Below are 2,900 nucleotides of genomic sequence, written 5' to 3'. Positions count from 1 at the left end.
GCGATGGGACCGCACCCTCACGATGCCCGTGTCGGCGAGGCCGCTTGTACACGTCGGCGGACTCCTCCGCCGGGTGTGGCGGGTCGTCGAGACGTTCGCGGCGAGCTGGCCCGACGGGCGCTTCCGGGCGGCACGGCGCCAGGTGTCGAGCCTCGTAGACCCGCTCTCGTCGCCGTACGCGGACCCGCCCGGCGAGCCCACGGCCGGCTCCCACCCCGCCTAGGCTGGCCGCATGCAGGTCGAGTTCACCGCCGACATCTGGCGTTGGGAGGCCCGCGCCGAGCTGTGGTGCTTCGTCGCCGTGCCCGATGAGATCAGCGAGGCCCTGCACGAGCTGCCCGGGCCTCGTGCGGGCTTCGGTTCGGTGCCGGTCGAGGTCCGGCTCGCGGCATCCGTCTGGCGCACCTCGATCTTCCCGGAGACCGCGCGGGGCCGCTTCGTCCTGCCGCTGAAGAAGGCCGTGCGGCAGCGGTACGGACTCGGAGTCGGAGACCGGGTGACGGTGAGCATCGAGACGGTCGGGATCTGAACCCGCGCACCGTACACTGATGCCATCGCGCCGTGGGCGCGATTCACCGCCGCCGTATCGTCGAGGGGTCACGATGGCCGTCGCCAGCTCAGAGCGCCGCTTCCGCGCGCGCGTGATCGGCATGCTGGCCGCCGCGGTGGTCGCGCTCACCGTGGGTCTTGTCGCCCCGCTGAGCGCCCAGGCGGCAGCGCCCTCCGGCTGGCTCCACACCTCGGGGTCCAAGATCCTGGCATCGGACAACTCGGTGTACACGATCAAGGCGGTCAACTGGTTCGGGATGGAGACCTCGAACTGCGCTCCGCACGGGTTGTGGTCGATCTCCCTCGACCAGGGCATGCGCGAGATCGCGAGCATGGGCTTCAACACGATCAGACTGCCGTTCTCCAACGAATGCCTCGCGGCATCCTCGACGACGTCCATCAACCAGAATCTCAACCCGACTCTGGTCTCGCTCACCCCGCTCCAACTGATGGATGTCGTGATCGCGCGCGCCAAGGCCTATGGGCTCCACGTGATCCTCGATCGCCATCGTCCCGACTCCGGTTCCCAATCGGCGCTCTGGTACACGTCGCAGTACAGCGAGCAGAAGTGGATCGCGGACTGGACGATGCTCGCGAACCGATACCGGAACGACCCCACCGTGATCGGCGCCGACCTTCACAACGAGCCGCACGACCCGTCGTGCTGGGGCTGCGGGAACGCCGCCACCGACTGGCAGGCCGCGGCGACCCGCGCAGGCAACGCGGTGCTCGCCGCGAACCCCAACCTGCTGATCATCGTCGAAGGCGTCAGCACGCAGGCCGACGGGTCCACCACGTGGTGGGGCGGGGGTCTCAAGGATGTCGCGAAGAAGCCCGTCGTTCTGACGGTGGCGAACCGCGTCGTCTACTCGCCCCACGACTACCCCGCGTCGGTCTACAACCAGTCCTGGTTCGGTGCGGGGAACTATCCCGCCAACCTGCCCGGCGTCTGGGACGCGAACTGGGGCTACCTCCAGAAGCAGAACATCGCGCCGGTGTTCGTCGGCGAGTTCGGCACTCTGCTGCAGACGACGAGCGACCAGCAGTGGCTCGCGTCGATCGTGTCCTACATCCGCGCGAACGGACTTAGCTACGGGTATTGGTCGTTCAACCCGAACTCCGGTGACACCGGGGGTCTCGTCGCGGATGACTGGACGACTCCGGAGGCCGCCAAGCTCGCGGCGCTCGCGCCCATCCTGAGCCCCGTCACACCGCCGTCCCCGGCACCGCTCTCGCCGTCGGCCTCACCGTCGACGTCGCCGTCGCCGGTCCCGACGCCGACCGCGACGCCAGCGCCCTCCCCGATTGCGACGACGGCCCCGTCATCGCCGCCCGCGGCGAGCCCCGCTCCGTCGCCGACCGTGTCCGCCCCGCCCGTGGCGACGCCGTCGCCATCGGCACCGAAGCCGGTGACATCCGGAACCGTGACGACCGCCTGGCAGCTGCAGAGTGCCTGGCAGGCCGGCTATGTCGCGAACTTCGTCGTGACCGCCTCCAGCGCCGTGCACGGCTGGTCGATCTCGTGGTCCTCGCCGAGTGCCACCCAGATCGTGAGCGCCTGGGGGATGGGGTGCACCCTCGCCGGAACCACGATCACCTGCACCGGTAAGGACTGGGCCGGCCCCCTCAGCGTCGGCCAGAGCGTCTGGGTGGGGCTGCAGGTGGCCGCGACATCCGCGCCGGCCAACCCGGCGCTGACAGTGACCGCGAACTGACCTCGCCGAAGCGGTCATCGCTAGCCTGAGGGCATGCCCGAGACCCCGACCGATGCCTCGCTCATCGGGCGTGTGACGTCCTGGATGCTGCGCCGCACGCTGGTGCGGGCGTTCCTGCTCTACAGCCAGAAGCGCGGGCCGTTGCTCGCCGACAGCATCACGTACCGCGCGCTGTTCAGTCTCTTCGCGGCCGTGCTTCTGGGGTTCTCCGTCGCCCTGCTGTGGTTGCGGGGCAACCCTGACGCGCTCGCCGCGCTCGTGCGTGCCGTCGACGCGGCCGTCCCCGGCCTCGTCGGCGACGGCGGCATCGTCTCACTCGATGCGATCCCAGCGCCGACCGGCCTGACGATCGCCAGCATCATCTCGATCGTCGGTCTGATCGGTGCGTCGACCGGCGCCATCGGATCGATGCGCGCCGCCTTCCGTGAGCTCGCCGATGCCGGGCATGACGACACGTTCTTCCTCTGGGTGCAGCTGCGCAACCTCGGCGTCGCCGTGGGGATCGGAGTGCTGCTGATCGTGTCGGCGGCGGCCACGTTCTTCGGCACCGCCGCCGTGGGCCTGGTTCTCGGACTCCTGTCCCTGCAGGACGACGGCGTGGAGGCGGGCGTGATGACCCGGGTCGTCTCGGTCGTG

The 2,900-nt window shown here is 69.8% G+C and carries 3 protein-coding genes and 1 pseudogene; all 4 read left to right on the top strand.

What is annotated here, in order from left to right:
• Positions 1 to 223: pseudogene (locus tag ASG00_RS18510) on the top strand (hypothetical protein); the annotation flags it as partial.
• Between the two features lie 9 nt (positions 224 to 232).
• Entirely contained in the window at positions 233 to 529 is a 297-nt protein-coding gene (locus tag ASG00_RS12470; protein ID WP_056209983.1) for a DUF1905 domain-containing protein, read from the top strand.
• Positions 530 to 602: 73 nt separating this feature from the next.
• Positions 603 to 2,264, top strand: coding sequence for a cellulase family glycosylhydrolase (locus tag ASG00_RS12465; protein ID WP_056209981.1), 1,662 nt, complete (start codon positions 603 to 605; stop codon positions 2,262 to 2,264).
• 33 nt (positions 2,265 to 2,297) lie between these two features.
• Positions 2,298 to 2,900 (top strand): YhjD/YihY/BrkB family envelope integrity protein (locus tag ASG00_RS18505; RefSeq protein WP_235559574.1); only part of this gene is annotated, 603 nt, incomplete at its 3' end.

Origin of the sequence: Microbacterium sp. Leaf351 (assembly GCF_001423825.1) — a bacterium.
Lineage (GTDB): Bacteria > Actinomycetota > Actinomycetes > Actinomycetales > Microbacteriaceae > Microbacterium > Microbacterium ginsengisoli.
Note: the sequence above shows the minus strand (reverse complement) of the source record. Positions and strands in the feature narration are given on the sequence as shown.